The organism is Cellulosimicrobium sp. XJ-DQ-B-000 (genome assembly GCF_031119065.1).
Classification (GTDB): domain Bacteria; phylum Actinomycetota; class Actinomycetes; order Actinomycetales; family Cellulomonadaceae; genus Cellulosimicrobium; species Cellulosimicrobium funkei.
Window position 1 is genome coordinate 63,425 of sequence record NZ_JAVHYN010000007.1, and the last position, 23,770, is coordinate 87,194.

11 protein-coding genes are annotated in these 23,770 nt (G+C 72.2%); all 11 read right to left on the minus strand.

Annotated elements, in window-relative coordinates; translation table 11 throughout:
- Positions 1-209: 209 nt before the first annotated feature.
- The 11 genes from RDI86_RS11850 to RDI86_RS11900 all read right to left on the minus strand — a co-directional run bounded on the left by RDI86_RS11850 (position 210) and on the right by RDI86_RS11900 (position 23,715).
- Positions 210-2,624, minus strand: coding sequence for a family 43 glycosylhydrolase (locus RDI86_RS11850; protein WP_308821461.1), 2,415 nt, complete (start codon positions 2,622-2,624; stop codon positions 210-212).
- Between the two features lie 152 nt (positions 2,625-2,776).
- The gene (locus tag RDI86_RS11855) at positions 2,777-5,674 is read right to left on the minus strand and encodes a family 43 glycosylhydrolase (protein WP_308821462.1); all 2,898 of its coding nucleotides are present in this window, start codon (positions 5,672-5,674) and stop codon (positions 2,777-2,779) included.
- Between the two features lie 156 nt (positions 5,675-5,830).
- On the minus strand, positions 5,831-10,009 hold the full coding sequence (locus RDI86_RS11860) for a beta-L-arabinofuranosidase domain-containing protein (RefSeq protein ID WP_308821463.1): 4,179 nt from the start codon (positions 10,007-10,009) through the stop codon (positions 5,831-5,833).
- A 208-nt stretch (positions 10,010-10,217) separates the two neighbouring features.
- Positions 10,218-14,099, minus strand: a complete 3,882-nt coding sequence (locus tag RDI86_RS11865; protein ID WP_308821464.1) for an alpha-L-arabinofuranosidase C-terminal domain-containing protein — start codon at positions 14,097-14,099, stop codon at positions 10,218-10,220.
- A gap of 263 nt (positions 14,100-14,362) precedes the next feature.
- On the minus strand, positions 14,363-15,340 hold the full coding sequence (gene yjfF, locus RDI86_RS11870; RefSeq protein WP_021482614.1) for a galactofuranose ABC transporter, permease protein YjfF: 978 nt from the start codon (positions 15,338-15,340) through the stop codon (positions 14,363-14,365).
- A gap of 83 nt (positions 15,341-15,423) precedes the next feature.
- Positions 15,424-16,482, minus strand: a complete 1,059-nt coding sequence (locus RDI86_RS11875) for an ABC transporter permease (RefSeq protein WP_043655183.1) — start codon at positions 16,480-16,482, stop codon at positions 15,424-15,426.
- The gene (locus RDI86_RS11880) at positions 16,479-18,017 is read right to left on the minus strand and encodes a sugar ABC transporter ATP-binding protein (RefSeq protein WP_061269177.1); all 1,539 of its coding nucleotides are present in this window, start codon (positions 18,015-18,017) and stop codon (positions 16,479-16,481) included. The genes RDI86_RS11875 and RDI86_RS11880 overlap by 4 nt, the downstream gene beginning before the upstream one ends.
- A gap of 235 nt (positions 18,018-18,252) precedes the next feature.
- Entirely contained in the window at positions 18,253-19,272 is a 1,020-nt protein-coding gene (locus RDI86_RS11885) for an ABC transporter substrate-binding protein (RefSeq protein WP_031315144.1), read from the minus strand.
- 381 nt (positions 19,273-19,653) lie between these two features.
- Positions 19,654-21,162 carry an L-arabinose isomerase gene (araA, locus tag RDI86_RS11890; RefSeq protein ID WP_308821465.1) on the minus strand — a complete coding sequence of 503 codons (1,509 nt, stop codon included), beginning with the start codon at positions 21,160-21,162 and terminating at the stop codon, positions 19,654-19,656.
- A gap of 124 nt (positions 21,163-21,286) precedes the next feature.
- The gene (locus tag RDI86_RS11895; RefSeq protein ID WP_308821466.1) at positions 21,287-22,045 is read right to left on the minus strand and encodes an L-ribulose-5-phosphate 4-epimerase; all 759 of its coding nucleotides are present in this window, start codon (positions 22,043-22,045) and stop codon (positions 21,287-21,289) included.
- Positions 22,042-23,715 (minus strand): FGGY-family carbohydrate kinase, encoded by a 1,674-nt coding sequence (locus RDI86_RS11900; protein WP_308821467.1) that lies wholly within the window; start codon positions 23,713-23,715, stop codon positions 22,042-22,044. The genes RDI86_RS11895 and RDI86_RS11900 overlap by 4 nt, the downstream gene beginning before the upstream one ends.
- Between the last annotated feature and the right edge of the window lie 55 nt (positions 23,716-23,770).

The window sequence follows — 23,770 nt, forward strand, 5'->3', positions numbered from 1 at the left end:
GTCGTGCCCGGCGTCGGCGCCGGTCGCGGGTCCGCCGTCGGACGCGCGTGTGAACGCTAACATGTGAACGCAAACATGCCTAGAGACCCCGGGACCGACAACGATGTCGAAAAGCGCGTGAGGGCTCCCGGGCCCCCCCGGACGCCGACGGCGGCCCGCACCACCGGGTGGGGTGCGGGCCGCCGTCGGGCAGTGCTGGTCGTCCGGTGTCAGCCGCAGGACAGGTCGCCGTAGGCGGCCTCGTGCGCCGTCTCGACCGTGGCGCCGTCGAGCACCGCGGTGCCCGTGGCGGTCGCGACCCCGGCCGCGAGCGACGCGGACCGCGTGGCGAACGACTGGTACGCGTTCGCCCCCGGCGCGACGTCGCGCACGACGCGCGCGCCGAACGGGGTGACGAGCTCGACGTCGGCCGCGACGTCGGCGAGGTTCGTCGCGCGCACCGCCACGTAGGCCTTGCCCGCGAGGCAGCGTGCGGACGCGGTCACGTCGAGCTCGACGGCCGGGCCGGCGGCGTCGGCCGCGAACTCCCACGTGTCCACCTCGACGAGGTCGACGCCCGCGGGGCCGGCGAACGTGAAGTACACGTCGTGGACGCCGCTCACGCCCTCCAGGGCGGCGGTCACGTCCGCCCACTCGCCCACGGGGGTGTCGAGGTCGAGCGTGCCGACGACCGCACCCTCGCGGTCGTCGAGGCGCACCTCGACGGTGGCGCCCTCGACGAGCGGCTTCACGCGCGCCGTGACGCTCGCGGCACCGTCGCCGAAGTCGACCGACGACAGCGCCGACCAGTCGCCGGCGTCGACGTCGCGGACGACGAGGTTCGGCGCCTGGTCGCCGAACTGCGCCGAGCCGCCGTCGACCTTCGCGGTCGTGAGGCCCTGCTGCCACGCGAACGTCTCCGCCTCGAGCACCTGGAACGGGTCGAGGTCCTTGACCTGGTCCACGCCCGCGTAGTCGCCGACGACCTGCTGGACCGTGCCGTCCGCGTTGAACGTCAGCTCCTGGATGTGCGGGCTGCGGTAGCCCTGCGTGGTGCTGCCGTTGATGCGCTTGTTGAGCGTGGGCGCGTGGTAGGTGAAGTAGTACTTGCCGTCCAGCTCGAACACCGACTGGTGGTTGTTGCCGCCCGTGCCCGCGCCGAAGAACTGCGACTGGTTCGGGAACATCACGCCGGCGTACGTCTCCTTGGGGAACGACATCGGGTCGTCGGAGATCATGTAGCCGATCTGCCCGCCGCCCGGGTACCCCGGGAGCGTGGCCTGGTTGCCGCCGAAGTCGTTGCCGCCGAAGTGCGACGAGTACGACAGGTAGTACTTCCCGTCGCGCTCGAAGACCTGCGCCGCCTCGAACGCCACGGGCGCGTCCACGACGGCCGCCGTGCCCTGCGTGGAGACCATGTCGTCGCCGAGCTCGATGACGCGGATGTTCTTGGGGTTGTTGAACCGCTCCGCCGCGGGCATCGACGTCGACGCCGGGCCGCCGCCGAAGTAGAGGTACGCGCCGTCGTCGGTGACGAGCGGCGCCGGGTCGAACTTCCAGGCCACGGCCTCGGCGCCCGGGGTGCGCCCGTCGATGAGCGTGCTGTCGCGCTCGCTCGTCCACGGCCCGAGCGGCGAGGCGCCCGTGATGACGTTCGACGACCCGCCGCCGTTGGCGTAGTAGAGGAAGTACTTGTCGACGCCGTCGACCGTCTTCTTCGCCATGCCCGGCGCCCACGAGTTGTTCGTGAAGGGCGCGACGCCCTGCGGCCCCGCGACCTGGATCTCGCCGTGGTCCGTCCAGTTCACGAGGTCCTCGGACGAGATGAGCGTGATCTGGTTGATGCTGCCGTAGTTGATCTGCGGCGAGACGCCCGTCACCGGGTCGGGCGCGTAGCCCTGGGTGTCGTTCGTCATGTACATGTACACGCGCCCGTCCTCGACGAACCCGAACCCGTCGGCCCCGAACTTGTGGGAGATGAGCGGGTTGTGCTCGCCGGGCAGCTTGCCGAGCACCTCGATCGTCTTCGAGGGTGGTCCGGGCGGGGCCGCGCCGACGACGGAGACGTCGTCGAGCACGAAGTCCATGAGGTGCGTCGCCGGGTCGGCCGACGGGTTGCTCGTCCACGGCGTCTCGAAGAACAGCCGCGCGGTGCCGACGTTCTGGTCGGCCGGGATCGTGAACCGGCCGTCGAACGTCGCCCACTGGCCCTTGGTCGCGGTGACGCTCACCAGGTTCGTGTACGTCCCGCCGCCGTAGTGCATCGTGGCGAAGAACTGCTTGGTGGCCGGGGCCGCGGCGGCGTCGTACCGGATCTTCGCGGTGAGCTCGTACGTCTCGCCCGCGCGGACCTTGCCGCTGAGGTCCTGCATCGGACCGGAGCCGGTCGTCGCGCGCTCGGTGGTCAGGGCCGCGGCCTCGCCCGCGAACGCCTGGTCGGTGGTCGACAGCACGGCCTTGTCGGTCGCGTTGCCGTTGTTGACGAACCAGCCGGTCGTGCCGTCCTCGAAGCCGCCGTTGACGACCAGCTCCTCGTCCGCGGCGTACGACGGCAGCGCGGCGAGCGACGCGGAGAGCAGCGTCACGAGCGCGGCCCCGGCGACGGCGCCGCGCAGGCGACGTCGTCTGCGGTGGTGCGTGTCCATGGATCCTCCTCGATCGATGTGGGTGTCCTGCGCGTCCGCGCGCCTCGCGCGGACGGTCGTGCCCGACGGCGGTCCCCCGCCGTCGTCCTGCGTCCTCCCTCCTCGCGCGCCCGACCCGGCGCGGCCTGCGCGGCCGCCGGGTCGGGCGCGGGTCAGCGGCCGAACGGCACGGTGCGGGTCGTCGTCGCGGCGTCGGTCGAGCGCGTGACGGTGACGGTGGCCTCCCCGGCCGGCGCATGCGGCCGTCGCGTCGGGAACGCCTGGTAGGCGCTCGCCCCCGGTCGGACGTCGGCGAACGTGCGGCTGCCGTACGGCGTGGTGACCACCACGTCCACCGGGACGTCCTCCTCGTTCACGACGCGCACGGCGACGTAGTCGGTGCCGGCGAGCGCGCGCAGGCTCGCCTCCGCCGCGAACGCGACGTCCGGGGACGTCGTCGGCTCCAGCGACGCGACGGCGAGCGCGAGCGCCCGCGCGGGGGCGTCGGCCTGGTTCTGCGTCGACGGCGCGGTCGTCGACCGCGCCCAGGCGAGGGCCTGCTCGACGGCGGCCCACGACTCGGCCGTGTGGTCCGCCGGGTCGAGCCCTTCGGCCTCGGCGACGACGGCGTCGAGCGCCGTCCGGTCGGCGCCGCCGTCGGCGTCGAGCACGTCGCTGAGGAGGAAGTGGTCGAAGTCGACGTGCCCGCCGGTCTGCTCCTTGGCGTAGGAGAAGAGGCCGAACCGGTAGCCCATGAAGTGGGACAGGCTCCAGTCCATGACGAGCGGCCCCTGGCGCGGCCCGAGCGGCTGCCACGTCCGCCCGTCGAGGCTGTAGGAGTACTGCACCCAGAGCTGGCCGTTCGGCGAGGCGAAGTCCGCGTCCGCCTTGAGGTGCACGTCCGTGCGCTCGCCGAGCGGGACCTGCGACCCGGGGACGAACGACTCGACCGCCTCGCGGTCGATCGTGTCGGTGAACGGCTGGAGCCGCGTGACGAGGCCGAGCGTGCGCTCGCCGTCGACCTGCTGGACGCCCGCGTACGCGAAGCTGCGGCCGTAGACGGCCAGGCCGGCGACGTCGCCGTCGAGCATCCCCGACACGTCGAGGCGGGTGTCCGCGGAGGCCGTCGGACCGAAGGTGCGCTGACCGAGCGTGTTGCGCGCCTCCTCGAGGTAGGTGAGGTCGCGCCCGGGCGCCTTCGTGTACTCCGCCTCGCCGGTCACGACGTGCCCGTTGGTCAGGCGCAGCCAGCCCTCGCGCTCGGTGAGGGACCAGTACCGGTTGTCCGGCGCGTGGTTCCACTGCCAGGCGAGGTCGAGGTCCGAGCCGTTGTACGACACCTCCTCGAGCGTGGGCGTCTCGACGGCCGGCGCGCGGCCGACCACGGACAAGTCGTCGAGCAGGTACTCGACGCTCGACGACGGCGGCTGCGGGTTGCCCCACGGCGTCTCGACCGCGAGCTTGAAGGTCCGGACGTCCGCGTCCTGCGGGACGGTGTAGGTGCCCCGCACGGTCGTCCACTCCCCCGGCGTGGCGTTCGCCCACGCGAGCGTGGTGACGCCCGCGCCCCAGTCGCCGACGAGGTTGAAGCGGACCTGCGCCGGCCCGGAGGCGTAGCGGACCCGGGCCGAGACCTCGTACGTCACGCCCGCCTGGATCTTCCCGCCGAGCTGCTGGTTCGGCCCGGAGCCGTTGAGCGTCCGGCCCGCCACGCGCAGCGCGCCCGTGCCCGACGCCGCGCCGCTCGTCTCGCGCGACAGCGTCGCCCCGAACTGCGCGGCCCACGGGGCGGTCCCGGCGTCCTCGAACCCCGGGTTCGCGACGAGCTCGACGCCGAGCAGCGACTCGTCGTACGTGGGCGCGTCGGGGACCTCCCAGACGGTGTCGCTGAACGCGCGGTGCTCGGCGTCGTTCGCGAAGTCGTCGGAGGCGACGATGCTCTTCAGCCGCTCCCGGCGCTCCGTCGCCGGGTCCAGCACGATCGGCTTGGCGAACGTGTCGCCGACACGGACGACGCCGTCGTCGCCGAACGTCGGCCAGCCGTCCTCCCACGTCGCGGGGATGAGCGCGGGGATGCGGCCGAGAGGGTAGGTGTCGCGGAAGAACATCCCCCACCACTCGTAGCCGCCCGCGCCGTCGGGCACCTCGACCAACCCGCCCTGCGCGAAGCCGTCCGAGTTCAGCGCGCTGCGCGCCTCGTACGGGTTCGAGCCGTCGGCGGTCTCGTAGCGGCCCAGCAGGTGCGGCGAGCGGAAGAGCACCTCCTGCCGGTTCTGGCCGCTGGGCCACGTGATGATCGCGACGTAGTACTCGCCGTCGATGTAGTGCACCTGCGCGCCCTCGAACAGCCCGCCGACGAACGGCTCGCCCGCGTAGTCCGCGGCGCGGAAGATGTTCGGGAAGTCCGCCTCGATCGCGGTGAGGTCGTCGTTCAGCCGGACGGCGCTCGTCGCGCCCGAGCCGTAGAAGATGTAGGGCGTCCCCCCGTCGGCCTCGTCGAAGAACAGCGACGGGTCGTGGAACCCCCGGCCGAGCGCGGTGCGCTCCCACGCGCCGTGCTCGACGTCGTCCGTGCGGAAGAGGTACGACCCCCCGAGGTCGTTGGTGTTGAACACCACGTAGAACGTGCCGTCGCGGTAGCGCAGCGAGGACGCCCACTGCCCGTTGCCGTAGCCGTTCTTCCCGTTGCGCAGCGACGACACGTCGCCGACGCCGAGACGGTCGTAGACGTAGCCGACGATCTCCCAGCTCACGAGGTCGTACGACTTCATGATCGGGGCGCCGGGCGCGAGGTGCATCGTCGTGCTGATCATGTAGTAGAGGTCGCGGCCCTCGTCGTTCTCGGCCGCGGGGACGCGCGTGACGCTGATGTCGGGGACGTCGCTGCGCAGGAGCGGGACGTCGTAGGTCCCGTCGCCGCGGTCCGTCGTGGTCAGCCCGGTGAGGGCGGTCGCCGCCGGGGGCGCGTCGTCGGTCGTCGTGGTGGCGTGCGCCGCGGGCAGGCCGGCGCCGAGCGCCAGCACCCCCGCCACGATCGTCGCCGCGGCTCGTCGTCTCCGGTGCCTGCTCATGTCGTTCCTCCTCGTCGAGGTCCTGCTGCTGTCGTGGGTTCATGGCGGGGATATCGATGTCGGTACCGATATCGACTTACGCCGCGTCGCCGTGGTGCGGCGTCCTCGCGGCCCGTCGGACCGACCGCGAGGACGCCGGTGCGGCGCGCGGGTCGCTCAGCCGCAGGTGCGCGGCTCGATGTCGACGTCGTGGGTCGTGGTGACCGGGGCGCCGTCGAGCACCGCCGTCGCGGTGACCGTCGCGGTGCCGGCGGGGACCGCCGTCGCGCGCGACGCGAACGACTGGTACGCGCTCGCGCCCGGGGCGACGCCCGTGGACGACCTCTCCCCGTACGGCGTCGCCAGGGTGACGTCCACCGGCGTGGCGCCCGTGTTCGTCGCCCGGACCGCCACGTAGGCCCTGCCGGCGAGGCAGCGCGACGAGACCTCGACGTCGAGCGGGACGACGGCCGTCGCCCCCGGCACGATCTCGACCCGGTAGGTCGTGGCGGTCTCGTGGTCCTGCGCGACGCCGACGACCTCCACGGTCCGAGCGCTCCCGTCCTCCGGGAGCGGCACGACGCGACCCTGCGTGTCGTCGATCAGCACGCCGTCGACGCGGACCAGGCCGCTCGGCACGTGCGGGTCGGCGTCGAGCACGACGCTCGTCGTGCCCGCGGGGACGGTGAGGGTGTAGTCCGTCACCGCCGGGTCGAACGCAGGGGCGAGCGACCCGGTGTCGAACGCGAGCGCCGCGAGCCCGGGCGTCGCGTCGTACGACGCCGCGCGGTCGACCCGGACGCCGAACACGCCTCCGGCCCAGCCGCCCGTCGCCTGGAAGCGGACGGTGACCACGGGGATGCGCTCGCCGTCTTCGTCGAGCACGTACTCCCCCGCGCTGTCGACCTTCCAGCGCGTGCCCTCGCCGATCTCGAGGTACTTCGCCGGGAGCTGCGTCGTGTCGACGTAGAACCCCTGCTCGTCCTTGGTCGGGGCGTTCGCGACCGTGGTGATCGTCTTCAGCTTCTCGTCGTTCACGTACAGGTCGAACACGCGGCCCTGGTCGCCCGAGTAGAGCGTGACGCCCAGGTGGTTCGACGCCGAGGCCGGGTCGACCATGAGGTCGTAGCTGAACCAGCCCGTGCCGTTCGCGTGGCGGAACTGACGGCCGGAGAACGTCCCGACCGACGACCCGCTCTGCTGGAGGTTCTTCGCGTTCTCGAAGTTGTTGTTGTCGAAGCTCGTCAGGCTGTCGACGGTGCGGTCGGCGTCGCGCAGCTCCTGCTTGGCGCGCAGGATGCGCTCCTGCGACGCGGCAGAGTCCGGCTCGTCGAGGTGGAGGTAGAGCCCGTACGTCACGTCCCAGTTGGTGTGGTGGGGCGTGAAGACGAGGTCGCCGCCGTCGGCGGTGTTCCGCAGCTCGAGCTGGACCCGACCCTCGGCGTCGTCCTCGACGCGGACGAGGTTCTCCGCGATCCGCTCCTTCCACTCGTCGGCGCCCATGTTCGCGGCCGTGATCGTCGTCTGGGCGTCGGCGTCGCGCGTGGACGAACGGACGAGGATGCCCGTGCCCTGCCACGCCGGCTCGGGGACCTCGCCGAGGTTCGCGGAGAGGACGACCGGCCCGTACCGGAAGGCCACGAAGTACGGGTTGTCCGGGGTGTCGACGACGGACGCCGCCATCGGCATCGTGTACCGGACGACGTCGCCCGCGGCGACGGGCAGCACGACGTACCCGCGCGACACGTGCGGCTCGACGGCGGCGCCGTTCACCTCGACCGCGGGCTCGCCCGCGATCCACGACGGCACGCGCAGGCGCAGCGTCGCGTCCTCGGCGACCGCACCGCCGTCGAGCGCGTCGACGCGGAAGGTCACGGTGTCCTCGTTCGGCAGGTTCGCCTCCTGCGTGAGCCGCAGGTTCTGCTCCGCGTGCTCGACCGTCGAGGAGAAGAACATGTTGACCCACACCGAGCCCTGGCCGGTGAAGTAGATCGAGTCGCCGAGCTTGGAGAAGCTCTCCATGCCCGTCCCGGTGCAGCACCAGAACTCGGTGAACGGCAGGTTGTAGACGCGGTGGTAGCCCGACGCCATGGGGTTGAAGTACGTCGTCGTCCCGGTCTCCGGGTTCTGCGACGCGAGGATCGTGTTGATGAACGCGTTCTCGTAGTAGTCCGCGTACCGCACGTCCTTGCTCAGGGTGAAGAGCTCGCGCGCGAGCTTGAGCATGTTGTACTCGTTGCACGTCTCGGCCGTCTCGGCGTTGCGCGCGGTGCCCTGCTCGTCCGCGCGCTCGTGCAGCGACCCGGGCGCGTGGAAGTGCTCCGCCTGGCTGTTCGCGCCGGTGACGTAGGTGTGGTCGCGCACCACGATGTCGAAGAAGTTCTCCGCCGCCGCGAGGTACATCGGCAGCTCGTCCTTCTCGGCGGGCGTGAGCAGGTCGTAGTAGGCGGGGTTCTGCGTGAACACCTGGTAGCGCTTGAGCGCGCCGAGCAGCTTGGGGATCTGCGTGTTGGCATGCTTGCCCGGCAGCACGTCCTGGCCCGCGGCGAGCTGACGGAAGAACGTCACCTCGTCGAACGCCTCGGCCGCCTCCTTGATCCGGACGTCGCCCGTGAGGTCGAACAGCTCGTACAGCGCCTCGTTCATGCCGCCGTACTCGGTGCGGAGCATCACGTCGGTGCTCGGCAGCTTCGCCACGCGCCCCTGGACGTAGAGCCCGAAGTCGGTCGCGACGGCGAGCGCCTGGTCGCCGACCGGGCCGTCGACGTGCTCGGCGACGTCGAGCAGCCCGGCGAGCACCTTGTGCAGGTTGTACCAGGGCACGATGACGTTCTCGTCCGACGTCCCGGTGCCCTGCACCTGGTCGAGGATCGACTCGCGGAACGCGGAGACGTACCCGGCCGAGCCGGGGTGCGCGGCGGCGTACGCGTCCTGCACGCGCGCGAGCCCGCCCACGCCCTCCTCGATCTCGGTGAACAGCGCGTCCTTCGTCGCCTCGTCCTTCGTCGAGGACCACGACATCGCGAGCGCCGAGAGGTAGTGGCCGAACGCGTGGCCGCGGAAGTTCACGGCGTTGCTGCGCTCCCAGCCGCCGTACCCGGCGGCCGTGGTCGGGGTCAGCCCGCCGACCTTGTAGAACTCGTAGAGGAACGTCTCGGAGTCCAGGCTCAGCAGGTACTCGTGCTCCTTCGCGGCGGCGTTCTGGAGGAAGTCGTCGGAGAGCAGCACCGACGGCAGCGCGGCCTCCTCGAGCGGCGTCTCGTCGACGAGCGCGGGCACGACGACCTCGAGGTCGCGCGTCACCGGCTCGCCGTCGAGGTAGCGCACCGTCGCGGTCAGCGTGACGTGCGCGTCGTCCTCCCCGATCGCGGGCCGGACCACGGTCCCGTCGGTCGCGACGACCTCGGGATGCGACGACCGCCACGTCACGGTCGACCCGCGCGAGCCGGTCGCCGGGAGCACGAGCGCGACCGTCGCGCGCTCCGGCAGGGACAGCGCGTCGGCGTCGTCCTGCGCGATCGCGTCGCGGTCCACCGTGCGCCCGCTCTCCTCGTACAGCCCGACGACGTCGCCCAGGTCCGCCACCGCGTCGTACAGGCGGTAGTCGTCCAGCGCGGCCTTGAGGTAGGCGCCGTTGTACTGGGGCCCGTTGAACCCGATCGTCTTCGGCAGCGCCGGGTCGGAGCCCAGGACCCCCGTCGCGTCGCCGGCGACCGCGCTGGCCACCGTCGACGGGACCTGCTCGCCGTTGCGGTAGAACGCGACGGCCTTCGTCGCGTGGTCGTACGTGACGACGACGTGCGTCCACTCGTCCGCGGGGAAGAACGCCGCGCGGTCGGAGCTCGCGACCCGCACCTTGTACGGCTGGCCCGACGCCGGCCCCACCGACAGCGCGAGCGGCACCGTGTCCGACTCGGACGACAGGTACCAGCCGTCGGAGTTGTAGGCCCGCTTGTTCCACGTGATGACGTGCTCCCCGGACAGCTTCCCGCTGGGCTCCACCCAGAACGAGAGGGTCAGGTCCTCGGGCTGGAGCGCCGTCGACGACCCGAGGTCGAGGTACGTGCTGCCGCTCAGGCGCAGGGCCTGCCCCGCCCCGTCGACGCCGTCGACGTAGGAGAAGCCGGTCGGCGCGGAGCCCGTGTGGCCGCGCAGGGCCACGGGGTGCGCGAGGGGGCTCGCGTCGGCGACGTCGCCGTCGAACGCGAGGTCGAGGACGGGCGCGGGCAGGGCGTCGGCCGCGACGGCGGACGGTGCCCACGCGGTCACGGCGAGCGCGGCGGCGGCCGCCACGGCCGCCAGCCGGGCCACGCCGCCGGGTCGACGGCGGACGCCGTCGGTCGGTCGGGGGTGCATCGGTGCTCCTCTGGTCGGCACGGGCGGCGGCGCCCGCGCGTCGAGACGTGCGGTGTCGTGCGATGTCGTGCTGTGGCGGCCCGCGCGGGGAGCGCGGGCCGCGCCCTCGTGGCCCGCCGGACCGGCCACGAGGGTGCCTCCTGGCCGAGGTAGAGGCGTGGTCGTGACCACGCCTCTACCTCGGCACCTGCGGTGCTACGTCACGAGGTCAGCCGCAGTCGAGCGCGTCGTAGGCGACGTCGACGGTCGAGGTGACCTGCTCGCCGTCGAGCGTCACCGTGCCCGTCACCGTCGCGGTGCCGGCCGGGGCCGACGTCGCGCGCGCCGCGAACGACTGGTACGCGTTCCTGCCGGGCGCCACGTCCGCGAACGCCTTCTGCCCGAACGGCGTCGCGAGCGTCACCGAGACCGGGACGTCCTCGCCGTTCGTCGCGCGCACGGCGACGTACGCCGTGCCCGCCAGGCAGCGCGGCGCGACGTCGACCGCGAGGTCGAGCTCGGGCTCCGTGTCGGACGCGTGCAGCCGGACGAACGTGATCGAGTGCGCGGGGAACTCGTAGGAGAACTCCTCCCCCACGCCCGTGAGCGTCCGCTCCACCGGGACGATCCGCTCCGGGTCGGCCTTGGTGTTGGTGTCCGACGGCGCGCCCACCATCTCCGTGACCGTCGCCTGGTCCGCGATGCCGTCGGAGCCCTCGACGTGCACCTGCGTGCGCGCCGCGGTCGCGGTGGGGTTGACGACCTTGACGACGACGTCACCCGTGTCGTCGTCGCGCGTGACGACCTGGTAGAGCGACTTGGTCGACGGCTGCTCGTAGGACATCTGGAGCTCGCCGTCGAGGTAGAGCTCGATGGTCGAGCCCTCGACGACGACCTTGACGTGGTACGGCTGCCCGGCCTCGATGCTGTGGTTCTCGACGGCCTGCACCTCGTTGGCGCTCCCGCCCGACGCGCGCTGGAGGGCCTGGCGCGTGTTGTTCCACCCGCCGAGGTTCCACCAGTAGTAGTCGTTCGGACCGCCCGCGGCGAAGCCGACGAGGAAGCCCTCCGCGCCCGACGTCTTGCGCGCGTCGAGCTCGAGCGTGTAGCTCGACCAGTCCTTCGCGTACGCCCCGGCGACGATCGACCGGGCGTCGGTGACGTTCGTCGCCGACTGGACGTAGGCGCCGTCCTGCGCCGCCCACGTGCCCGACTGCGGATCCCACTGCGACGCGCCGGACTCGAAGTCGTCCGCGAAGAGCACGTCGCCGCTCGCGTTGTCGGTGACGCGCACGTTGTCGTACTGCGCGGCCGTGTTCCACGTGGAGAGGAAGACGCCACCGTCGAGCGTCGCGTCGGCGGGCGCCGGGCCGGAGTGCGTGCTGGGCACGACCTCGTCGCCCGCGTTCGCGGAGAACAGCTGCTGGACGTAGTAGTTCACCGAGCCCCACGACTCGTCGTTGTCGAACCAGATCGCGTCGGGCGACCACTGGACGTACGACTCGTTCGCGAGCAGCGGCGCGTACGACGCGAGCCGCACGACGTCGGAGTTGCGCTCGAGGCCCGTCATGAAGGCGGCCTCGGACAGCGCGTTGGCGAACGTGTTGCCGCGCGACGCGTACTCGCCGAGGAAGACGTGCGGCCCCTCGCGGTCGTAGGAGTCGTAGCGCTCGTCGTTCTCGAGGAACCACTGCGGGTCGTTGTAGTAGTGCTCGTCGACGAGGTCGACGTCCTGCTCGCGGTTGAACTCCCAGAGCTCGTCGAAGCGCTGGCCCGTGTCGTCCGGCCCGGAGTTCGAGATGATCTGGACGTCCGGGTAGGCGGCCGCGATCGCGTCCCGGAACGCCGGGAAGTTGGCCTCGAACGTCTTCGTGTTCTCCTCGTTGCCGAGCCCGACGTACTTCAGGCCGAACGGCTCGGGGTGGCCGAGCTCGGCACGTACGGCGCCCCACTCGGTCGTCACGTCGCCGTTGGCGAACTCGATCAGGTCGACCGTGTCGTCCACCCAGCGCTGGATCTGCGCGGGGTCGGTCATCTCGGGGATGGTGCTGCCGCAGCCGTTGGCGCCGACCGACACCACGGGCAGCGGCGTCGCGCCGAGGTCCTCGGCGAGGAGGAAGTACTCGAGGTACCCGATGCCGTACGACTGGTTGTAGCCCCAGAAGTTCCAGTTGGTCGCACGCTCCTCGACCGGGCCGATCGTCTCCTTCCACTGGTACGTGCGGCGTCGGTCGGTGAAGCCCGACTCCTCGTACGTGCGGAACGTGCCGACGTTCGTCACGCAGCCGCCGGGGAAGCGCAGGAACTGCGGGTCGAGCGCGTCGATCTTCTCGGCGAGGTCCTTGCGGAGCACGGACTTCCCGTTGACCGGGCCGACCCACGTGTCCTGCGGGAAGAGCGACACCTGGTCGAGCGCGAGCGTGCCCGCCGCGCCGGAGAGCAGCGCGAGCCGCCCGGCGTTCGTCGTGCCGGTGGCGGTGAGCGTGACGCCGTACCTCTTCCACGCGTCCGAGCCGTCGACGGCGACCTGGCCGGTCGCGTAAGCCGTGGTCCCGGCGGCGTCCTCGACGCGCACGGTGACGGTCTGCGCCGTCGCCGACCGCGCCCAGACGGAGAAGTCGTACGACTCCCCCTCCTCGACGAACAGCCCCGTGTTGTACCCGGCGTTGCGCACCCCGGCGCCCGCCCCGGTCGTCGTCAGGTTGAGGTAGGTGCGGTTCGTCGCGTTGAGCCGCCTGGCGTCGTTCACGACCTGGGTCGTCGCCGTCGCGCCGCCGCGGTTCGCGGCGCTCCACGCGGTGAGCCCGGTGAACGACCCGTTGTCCTGGTTGTTGAACTCGAACGACCGGTTGCGCACGAGCTCGGCGTACAGGCCGCCGTCGGCCGCGTAGTTGATGTCCTCGTAGAAGATGCCGTACAGCTCGTCGCTCATCTGGGTGCGCTCGCCCGCGAGGTCCACGGTGATCTCGTGGTCGGCGCTCGTGGCGGGCGTGATCGTCAGCTTCGTGGCCGCGTCGCGCGGACCGAGGACGAGCGCGCCGTCGGACGCGCGCACCCCGGCGTAGCGCTCGGGGTCGGCCGCGCTGCGCAGCCAGACCGTCCCGCCGCCCGCGTCGGTGAGCCGCAGCGCCGTCGCGTCCGCGCCCGCGGCCCCGAGGGAGAGCCGGGACGCGCCGGAGACGACGACGGGCCGGTCGCCGACGGCGAGCGTCACCGGGGACGTGCCCTCGGCGCCGTCGACCGCCGTCGCGGCGAGCGCGACGGTCGTCGCGGGGCGCTCGTCGTCGAGGGCGAGGCCGTCGTCGGTCGCCACGAGGTACCGGGCGTCGCCCGGGCCCGCGAGCGTGAACGTGCCGTCGGGCACCTGGTCCGTGCCCTCGGCGGCCTGGACCGCGACGTAGTCGAACGCCGCGGTGTGCGCCGCGCCGCTCTGCGCGGCGAGCGCGTAGAGGCCGACGTGCGTCGTCGGGAAGTCGACGGTCACGGAGCCCGCGGGCTGCCACGCGGTGCCGTCCCAGAAGCTCGTCGCGATCGTGTCGCCGGTGCGCTGCATGCGCAGCGTCTCCCCGGTGGAGCCCGGGCGGTCGGTGAAGGCCGCCGCGCTGAAGACGCCGCCGGTCTCGACGTCGTTCTCGATCGCGCGGCCCGACGGCGAGAGGTCACCCACGAAGGTCAGGCCCGACCGGACGTAGTTGTCCATGTCCTGCCACGCGACGAGGCCGGCGCCCTGGTAGACGGAGGTGACGGGCGCCTCGATCCGGGTGACGACGGTGAAGTCGCCCGCCGGCACGTCGAGCAGCACGACGTTCTTCGCGCTGTTCGCGTCCTGGTACGTGTCGCCCGGCTGCGAGGTCAGCGTGAGCTTCCCCCCGCCGACGGACAGCGCCTCGGGCACGGGGTTGACGACGGTCCAGGCCGAGCCGAGCGCGGCGTCGTCGAACGTGTCGACCCATGCGCCGTCGGGCAGGTCGGGCTCCGCGGCGGCGGCCGGCAGCGACGTCGCGAGCGCGACGGTGCCGACCATGCCCGCCACGAGGGCGACCGCGACGGACCGGCGGCGCGCCGGTCTGCGCCGGGGCGTGGGGAGGGACGGGTGAACAGACGTTTCCATAGGGCTTCCTCTCATCGTCGAGAGACACGCACCGTTGCGTGTGAGCGTTCACAAGTTCGGCCCGAGCCTAGTGTGAGCGCTCACATTCTACAAGGGCGGCGTCATGACACCGCCGGTCGGGCGTACGCCCGAACGACCCAGGGGTGCCGGCCCCCGTCCTGCTCCGGTGACCCCGGGCCGTCGGCCCGGGCAGACGGCCGCGGCACCGGCGCCGCGCCGCGGACGTCACGCGGACGTCCGGGGCGGGGGCCGGTGCCGCCGGCTCACCTCCGCCTGACGACGAGGACGCGCTGCAGGATCACGAAGACCAGCAGCAGCACGCCGATGACGATCTTCGTCCACCACGAGCTCAGGGTGCCCTCGAACGTGATGATCGTCTGGATGAGGCCCAGCACGAGCACGCCGAGCACGGACCCGAGCACGAAGCCCGTCCCGCCCGTGAGGAGCGTGCCGCCGATGACGACCGCCGCGATCGCGTCGAGCTCCATGCCGACGCCCGTGAGCGAGTATCCGGACCGCGAGAACATCGCGAACAGCAGGCCGCCGATGCCGGCGCACGTGCCGCTCACCACGTAGACGAGCACCTTGGTGCGCGCGACGGGCAGGCCCATGAGCATCGCCGACTGCTCGCCGCCGCCGATCGCGTAGACCGTGCGGCCGAACTGCGTGTAGTGCAGCACGTAGAACGCGATCGCCACGACGACGAGCGCGATGATGACCGCGGTCGTCAGGCGCCAGCCGTCGCCGATCTCCTGGCTCCAGCCCGCGAGCGCGACGAACGACTCGTTCGTGATCGGGATGGACTGGAGGCTGATGACGTAGCACAAGCCGCGCGCGAGGAACATCGCGGCCAGCGTCGCGATGAACGGCTGGATGTCGAACACGTGGACCATGAGCCCGACGGCGAGCCCCAGCACGGTGCCGATGAGGACCGCGATGACGAGCACCACCGCGACCGGCCACCCGCTCTGCAGGAGCGACGCCGTCGTGATGCCGGACAGCGCCACCACGGCGCCCACGGAGAGGTCGATGCCGCCGGTGAGGATGACGAAGGTCATCCCGACCGCGAGCACGATGAGGAACGAGTTGTTGATGAACAGGTTCGAGACGACGCGGGCCGAGAGGAAGTTCTCGTACCGGCTCCCGCCCACGACGAGCATGAGCGCGAGCACCGCGAACGTGCCGAGGACCGGGAGGTAGCGCCGGTCGAGGCGCACGCGGCTCGTGAGTCGCTCGGTCATGGTCGGTCGGCCTCCGGGGGCGGCGGTCTCGGCGCCCCGGGGGTCGGGCGGCGAGGTCGGGGCAGGGGTCTGCACGGCGGACATCAGGCGCTCACCTCCGCGGCCGCGGCGGCCGTCGGGGCCGCGCGACGTCGTCGGGCGGCGACCAGGTCGCGCACCTTCGGGGACTGCGCGAGGCAGACCGCGATGACGACGATCGCCTTGAACAGGGGCGTGACGGACGGCGAGATGCCGAGCATGGTCACCGTGAGGGTGAGCGTCTGGATGATGAGGACGCCGACCAGGGTGCCGGAGAGCGAGAACTTCCCGCCCGCGAGCGACGTGCCGCCGATCACGACGGCGAGGATCGCGTCGAGCTCGATGAAGAGCCCGGCGTTGTTGGCGTCGGCCGCCATGGTGCTCGACGAGATCATGAGGCCGGCGAGGCCCGCGAAGAGCGCGCAGACCGCGTAGACGGTCCAGATGATGCTGCGCGCCTTGACGCCCGCGAGGCGGCTCGCCTCGGGGTTGATGCCGACGGACTCGATGAGCATGCCGAGCGCGGTGCGCCGGGTGAGCAGCGCGACGGCCGCGAAGACGATGCCGGCCAGCACGACCGCGACGGGGATCCCGAACCAGAACCCGGACCCGATCGACTTGAACGGTGCGCTGTTGACCGTCGTGATCTGGCCGCCCGTGATGAGCATCGCGACGCCGCGGCCCGCGGTCATGAGCACGAGCGTCGCGATGATGGGCTGGATCCCGAGGACGGAGACGAGGAACCCGTTCCACACGCCAAGGACGAAGGACAGCGCGAGCGCGATCCCCACGGCGACGAGGACGGTCGTCAGGCTGTCCGGCGTGGGCGACGACGCGATGAAGCTCAGCGCGACGGCCCCGGAGATCGCGACCACCGCGCCGACCGAGAGGTCGATGCCGCGCGTCGCGATGACGAGGGTCATGCCGAGCGCGACGAGCAGCAGCGGTGCGCCGTTCTTCAGCAGGTTGACGAGCGACCCGAAGAGGTGGCCGTCCTGCAGCCTGATCGACAGGAAGCTCGGCCGGTTGACCGTGTTGACCGCCAGCAGCACGACCAGCGCGACGATCGGCCAGAAGAGCCGGTGCTGGACGGCGCGCTGCCAGGCGGGTGCCGTGGTGCTCATGACTCCTGCCCTCCGCTCGCGATGAGCTCGACGACGTCCTCGACCGTGACGTCCTCGTCGTTGGTGATCTCCGCGACCTTGACGCGGTCGCGCATGACGGCGATGCGGTGGCTGAGCCGCAGCACCTCCTCGAGCTCGGCCGAGATGAACACGACCGACATGCCCTCGCCCGAGAGCTGGGCGACGAGCTTCTGGATCTCGGCCTTCGCCCCGACGTCGATGCCGCGCGTCGGCTCGTCGAGGATGAGCAGCCTGGGCGCCGTCGCGAGCCAGCGCGCGAGGAGCACCTTCTGCTGGTTGCCGCCCGAGAGGTTCTTGATGAGCGCGTCCGGGTTGGCGGGGCGGATCGCGAGCGCGCTGATGTACTTCTCGACGATCTCGTCGACCTGCTTGCGCGGCAGGCGCCGGGCCCACCCGCGCTCGGCCTGGAGACCGAGCACGATGTTCTCGCGGATCGTCAGGTCGCCCACGATGCCCTCGGCCTTGCGGTGCTCCGAGGAGAACGCGATCTTGCGCTGCATCGCGGAGCGCGGCGTACGCAGCCGGGCGAGCGAGCCGCCGACGCGGACCTGGCCGCTGTCCGCGCGGTCCGCGCCCGCGAGCAGCCGGGCGAGCTCGGTGCGGCCCGAGCCGAGGAGGCCCGCGAGCCCGACGACCTCGCCCGGGTAGACGTCGAGGTCGAACGGCTGCACCGAGCCCTTGCGGCCGACGCCGAGCGCCTGGACGAACGGCGTCGCCTCGCGGTCGGCGACCGAGCGCTTGGGCGCCTCCTCGAGCTCCTCGAGCACCTCGAGCGAGGTGCCGATCATCTTGGAGACGAGCTCGAGGCGCGGCAGCTCGGCGGTGACGTACTCGCCGACGAGCCTCCCGTTGCGCAGCACGGTCATGCGGTCGGAGATCTCGTACACCTGCTCGAGGAAGTGCGAGACGAAGAGGATCGCGACGCCCTCGTCGCGCAGGCGCCGCACGACGGCGAAGAGCTGCGCGACCTCGTCCGCGTCGAGGCTGGACGTCGGCTCGTCGAGGATGAGCACCTTGCACTCGACGACGAGCGCGCGGCAGATCGCCACGAGCTGCTGCACGGCGAGGGAGTGGCTCGAGAGCGAGGACGCCGGGTCGATGTCGAGGTTGAGGCGCGCGAGCATCTCCCCCGCCCGACGGCGCGTGGCCCGCCAGTCGATCGCGCCGAGGCGGCGCGGCTCGTGGCCGAGCATGATGTTCTCGGCGACCGAGAGGTTCTCGCAGAGGTTGACCTCCTGGTACACCGGCGAGACGCCGGCGGCCTGGGCCTCGCCCGGGCCGGAGAACGTGTGCTCGGCGCCGTCGACGAGGATGCGACCGGAGTCGATCGAGTAGACGCCGGTGAGCGCCTTGATGAGCGTCGACTTGCCGGCGCCGTTCTCGCCCATGAGGGCGTGGACCTCTCCGGGCCGGAGCGTGAGGTCGACTCCGTCGAGCGCCTTGACGCCCGGGAACTCGATCGAGATCCCGGTCATCTCGACGACGGGCCGACCGTCGGGGACGGCGGTAGTCATGGGTGACCTTCCGTGCAGCGGTGGCGGCGGGGCTGCCGGGCCCCGGGGCGCCTCAGGACGCCGGCGGGGTCGGCATGCCGGCGGTGGTGCGTCGGCCGCGCGCCGGGGAGCCGTGCTCTCCCGGCGCGCGACCCGTCCGTGGTGGCGGGGCCGGTCGGCGTCGACCGGCCCCGCCGGGGCGGTGCGGAGCGGGTGCCCGGAGGTCCGGGGCGCCCGCTCGGCGCGCGCGGTGCGCTCAGTACTCGCGCGTCGGGAGCGCCTCGATCGCCTGCTCCTGCGTGAAGGACTCGTCCTTGACGACGATGCGCTTCTCGACCTCCTCGCCCGCGACGACCTTCTTGATGATGTCGGCCAGGTCCGGGCCGAGGAGCGGGTTGCACTCGACGATGAAGTTGATCTTGCCGTCGGCGAGAGCCTGCATGCCGTCCTTGACCGCGTCGACGGTGACGATCTTGATGTCCTCGCCCGGGACGAGACCGGCGGCCTCGATGGCCTCGATGGCGCCGAGGCCCATGTCGTCGTTGTGCGCGTACACGAGGTCGATGTCGTCGTGCGCCTGGAGGAAGCCCTCCATGACCGTCTTGCCCTCGGCACGCGTGAAGTTGCCGGTCTGGGAGTCGATGATCGTCACGTTGGGGTTGTCCGCCGTGGCGTTCTCGAAGCCGGTCTTGCGGTCGATCGCGGGCGCGGCGCCCGTGGTGCCCTGGAGCTCGACGACGTTGATGGGCTCGGTCGCGAGGTTCTCGGAGACCCAGTCGCCGGCCATCTCGCCCTCGAGGACGAAGTCGGAGCCGATGAACGACTCGTAGAGGGTGTCGTCCTCGGAGTCGACCGCGCGGTCGGTGAGGATCACGGGGATCCCGGCCTGCTTGGCCTCCTCGAGCACCGCGTCCCAGCCGGACTCGACGACCGGGGAGAACGCGATGACGTCGACGCCCTGAGCGATGTAGGAGCGGATCGCCTGGATCTGGTTCTCCTGCTTCTGCTGCGCGTCGGAGAACTTGAGGTCGAAGCCGTTCTCGGCCGTGAGCGTGTCCTGGATGGACTTGGTGTTCGCCGCGCGCCAGCCGGACTCGGCGCCGACCTGCGAGAAGCCGACGGAGATCGTGTCGCCGCCACCGCCGCCGTCGCCGCCCGCGTCGTTGCTGCTGCCGTCCGTGCTGCCGCCCCCGCTGCTGCACGCCGCGAGCGCGAGGACCGCCACGCCGGCGAGGACACCCGTCAGACGCGTGCGCGCCTTGGTCGTGCTGAACATGCTCTCCTCCTTGAGATGCGACCTCGGCGCCGTGCCGAGGACCGTCGGGTCGTGCCAGCCCCTCATCGGACTGTTGACTCTTGTTGATACATGTTTGCTTGTGTCAATGTCTAGCGGTGTCAGGGCCGCTCCCGCAAGCCCCCACTCGGCATTCCGCATCACCGTTCGGTAACCATTCCGGTCACCGCTCGGCACTGCGACGTGCTCGAGCTGCGGAGCCAGGCGAGGGGCAGGACCCCGGGCCCGCGGATGTGATCGCTCACACCCTCCCGATAGACGATGTTAGCGCTCACACGGCTCCAGGGGAAGCCGCCGCCCCGTCACGGTTCGGTCACGGCCGACGGCCGTGACGGGACCGTGCTCGGAAGGCTCCCCCGGCCGTCAGAGCCCCTGCGCGAGGCGGTAGTAGACCTGGTTCCACCGCACCTGGTCGCGGAAGCCCCGTCGCGTCGTGCACTCGTCGATGACCAGGAGCTCCGTGCGCGCGATGTCCGCGAAGACCTCGAACGCGTCGATCCCCGCGGCCGTGGAGAGCACCGTGTGGTGCGCGCCGCCCGCCGTCAGCCAGGCCTCGGCGGACGTCGCGAAGTCCGGCCGCGGCTCCCACACCGCGCGTGCCACCGGCAGGTGCGGCAGCGGCGCGCTCGGCGGGACGACGTCCACGACGTTCGCCGTGAGCCGGAAGCGGTCGCGCATGTCCGCGAGGGACACGACGACACCGACGCCCGGGTCGGCGTCGAACACCATGCGGACCGGGTCCTCCTTGCCGCCGATGCCGAGCGGGTGGATCTCGACGCGGGGCGTCGAGGTCGTGAGCGACGGGCAGATCTCCAGCATGTGCGCGCCGAGGATCTTCTCGCTGCCCGGGGTCAGGTCGTAGGTGTAGTCCTCCATGAGCGACGCGCCGCCGGGCAGCCCCTCGCCCATGACCTTCGCGGCGCGCACGAGCACGGCCGTCTTCCAGTCGCCCTCGGCCCCGAACCCGTAGCCCTTGGCCATGAGGCGCTGGACGGCGATGCCGGGGAGCTGGCGCAGGTCGCCCAGGTCCTCGAAGTTGGTCGTGAACGCCTTGGCGCCGACGGACTCGAGGAACGTCTCGAGCGCGATCTCCTGCCGCGCCGCGTACCGCAGCGAGGCGTGCCGGTCGCCGTCCTTGCGCAGCTCGGGGACCACGTCGTAGAGGTCCTCGTACTCGGCGACGAGCGCGTCGACGTCGGCCTCGGAGACCTCCTCGACCGCGCGCACGAGGTCGTTCACGCCCCACGTGTTCACGCTCACACCGAACCGGAGCTCGGCCTCGGTCTTGTCGCCCTCGGTCACCGCGACGTTGCGCATGTTGTCGCCGAAGCGGGCGAGACGCAGCTCGTGCGTCGCCGCCCAGCCGGCGGCGCCGCGCACCCACGAGCCGACGCGCGCGGTGACGGCCGGGTTCGAGACGTGCCCGACGACCGTCGTGCGCGCCACCCCGAGCCGCGTCGCGACGTACGCGTACTCCCGGTCGCCGTGCGCGGCCTGGTTGAGGTTCATGAAGTCGAAGTCGATCGTGTCCCACGGCAGCTCGACGTTCGCCTGCGTGTGCAGGTGCAGGAGCGGCTTGCGGAGCTGGTCGAGGCCGCCGATCCACATCTTCGCGGGGCTGAACGTGTGCATCCACGTCACGACGCCGAGCACGCGGTCGTCGGCGTTCGCGTCGAGCATCGCGCGGCGGATCGCGCCGGCGTCCTTGAGGACGGGCTTCCAGACGACGGTCGCCGGGACGTCCGGCGACGCGTCGAGGGCGCGCGCGACCTCCTGCGACTGCTCGGCGACCTGCCGCAGCGTCTCCTCTCCGTACAGGTCCTGGCTGCCGGTGAGGAACCAGATCTCGCGGTCCGCGTAGGGCTTGCTCATGTCGGTCCATCTCTCGTGTCGTGGGCGAGGGCCGCACCGCTGCGGTCCCGTCCCGGTGGTCGTGCTGCGTGTCGTGCCGGTGCGCCGCCGGGCCCGGGGGAACCGGGTCGGAGCGGCCCGCCGGTCAGCGCGCGGGCTGCTGCCCGTAGACGTGCTGGTAGCGCGTGTAGAGCGCGTCGACGTCGTCCTGCGGGATGCGCGTGGGCTCGCCGAGCTGGCGGCTGACGTGCACGGTGCGGGCGACCTCCTCGCACATCACGGCCGCCTTGACCGCCGCGCGCGCGTCCGTGCCGATGGTGAACGGCCCGTGGTTGCGCATGAGGACCGCGGGGCTGCGCGACCCGCGCAGCGTCTCCACGATGCCGCGCCCGATCGAGTCGTCGCCGATGAGCGCGAACGGTCCGACGGGGATGTCGCCCCCGAACTCGTCGGCCATCATCGTCAGGACGCACGGCACGGGCTCGCCGCGCGCGGCCCAGGCCGTCGCGTAGGTCGAGTGCGTGTGCACCACGCCGCCCACCTCGGGCAGGTGGCGGTACACGTACGCGTGCGCCGCCGTGTCCGACGACGGCGACCGGTCGCCCTCGACGAGGGCGCCGTCGAGGTCGCACACGACCATCGCGCCGGGGGTGATGTCGTCGTACGCGACGCCCGACGGCTTGATGACGAGCAGGTCGCCCGCGCCGTCGGGCCGCGTGGTGTCCCGGACGCGCTCGGACACGTTGCCCGCGGTCCACACCACGAGCTCCCAGCGGGGCAGCTCGGCGTGCAGCGCGGCGACGCGCTCCTTGGCGGCGTCGACGGCGTCGCGCAGGTGCGCGGGCACCGCCGGGACGGCGGCGCGCGCGTCCGTCGCGTCCGCGGGCGGGGTGGGCGTGCTCATGCGGGGTCCTCTCCTCCGGTGCGGGTGGGCAGCGCTGTCACGGCGGCGCGCTCGACGGCGAGCCCGGCCGCGTACCGCTCGAGGTACGCGGCGAAGCCGGCGACGTCCGCGGGGTCGGGCTCGACCGTCACGGTCTCGGCCGCCGCGAAGACGTGGTCGCGCAGGTAGTCGCCCAGGTCCGCACCCGGGTCGGCGCCCACGTCGGCGCCCGGCGCGCGCTCCCCGACGCGGGCGCGCGCGAAGGCCGCGAGCACCGCGATGCCCCAGGCCCCGCCCTCGCCCGCGGTGCGCCCCACGCTGACGGGCGCGCCGATCGCCGCCGCGAGGAGCCGCTGCGCGACGCCCGCGGTGCGGAACATCCCGCCGTGGGCGAGCATCCCGTCGATCCGGACGCCCTCCCGCGCGAGCACGCGCATGCCGAGCGCGAGGGTCCCGAACGCGCCGTACACCTGCGTCCGCGCGAAGTTGGCGAGCGTCAGGCGGCTGCCGGGCGTGCGGACGACCAGGGGGCGCCCCTCGTCGAGCCCGGTGATCGGCTCCCCCGCGAGATAGTTGTAGGCGAGCAGCCCGCCGCCGTCGGCGTCGCCGTCGAGCGCGGCGCGGAACAGCGCGCCGAACACGTCGTCCGGGCCCGCGTCGATGCCGACGGCCGCGGCGAGCTCGCCGAGCAGGCCGGCCCACGCCTCGAGCTCGCTCGCGCCGTTGTTGCAGTGGACCATCGCGACGAGGTCGCCCGCCGGCGTCGTGACGAGGTCGAGCTCGTGGTGCACGGCGGCGAGCGGGCCCTCGAGCACGACCATCGCGAAGATGCTCGTGCCCGCGCTGACGTTGCCCGTGCGCGGCGCGACGGCGTTCGTCGCGACCATGCCCGTGCCCGCGTCGCCCTCGGGCGGGCACAGCAGGACGCCGGGCTCCAGCGAACCGGTGGGGTCGAGCCAGGCCGCGCCCTCGGCGGTCAGGCGCCCGGCGTCCTCGCCCGCGACGAGGACGTCCGGCAGCAGCTCGGCGAGCTTCGGCCCGGCCCGGTGGGTGGCGGCGCGCTCGTCGACGAGCGCGAGGAGCGCGTGGTCGTAGTCGCGCGTCGCCGGGTCGACCGGGAACATGCCGGACGCGTCGCCGACGCCGAGCACGTGGCGGCCCGTGAGGCGCCGGTGCACGTACCCGGCGAGCGTCGTGAGCGACGCGACGCACGCCGCGTGCGGCTCGGCGTCGAGGATCGCCTGGTACCAGTGGGCGACCGACCAGCGCAGCGGGACGTTGTAGCCCAGCAGCTCGGTGAGCTCGGCGGCGGCCAGGCCGGTCGAGGTGTTGCGCCACGTGCGGAACGGGACGAGGAGCTCGCCGTCGGCGTCGAACGCGAGGTAGCCGTGCATCATCGCGGAGACGCCGAGCGCCCCGTACGTCGTGGGTCGCACGCCGTACCGCTCCTCGACGTCGGCCACGAGGCGCGCGTAGCACTCGCGCAGCCCCGCCTCCACGGCGTCGAGCGGGTACGTCCACGTGCCGTCCTCGAACCGGTTCTCCCAGGCGTGGCTCCCGCTCGCGAGCGGCGTGCCGTCGCCGTCCACGAGGCATGCCTTGATCCGCGTCGACCCGAGCTCGATCCCGAGCGCGGTGTCCCCCGCCACGACGGCCGCCCGACGGCGCCCGACCTCGTCCTGCTGCACCATTGCTGCTTCTCCTCGTCGCGGCGTCGCGCCTCGGTCGTTGAGTGTCCTTCGAATG